The organism is Gluconobacter sp. P1D12_c (genome assembly GCF_018812105.1).
In the GTDB taxonomy this organism is placed as follows: domain Bacteria; phylum Pseudomonadota; class Alphaproteobacteria; order Acetobacterales; family Acetobacteraceae; genus Gluconobacter; species Gluconobacter oxydans_A.
In genome coordinates, this window is sequence record NZ_JACSIQ010000779.1 from 1 (window position 1) to 376 (window position 376).

Sequence of the window (376 nt, forward strand, 5' to 3'; positions counted from 1 at the left end):
AAAAATCTCTCCGCGTGATTCCTTCGCTTCCTTAACCTCTGGAACGTATTCTAAACCACCAGCAGGAAGCCTGAAGCGTCGCCTGTCTTCCTGTTCCGAACGACACGCAAAACGCAGATTCTCATCAGCAGAATAATCCCGAGCTATAAGCCCAAGGTGCTTGCAGTCAGCAGATATCAGCCAGCAGATATCATCAACAGACCACCCCAGATGGAACACATGCCCAAGCCATGAACGAGGATAATACCCCCCATCATATGACTGAGCTTTGATGACCCTTTGGGCCTCTAATTTCGTATATGAACGACCTACGGATTCCATCCGAGACCACCAGTCTTGGCGGTCTTGTGTTGAACCATCGCCATCAGTTGTGTTA

Annotated in this window: 1 protein-coding gene; it reads right to left on the reverse strand. The window is 49.2% G+C overall.

Going from position 1 to position 376, the window contains the following annotated elements; all coding sequences use genetic code 11:
• Positions 1–321 (reverse strand): hypothetical protein (locus KP705_RS19165; protein WP_215765456.1); only part of this gene is annotated, 321 nt, incomplete at its 3' end.
• Between the last annotated feature and the right edge of the window lie 55 nt (positions 322–376).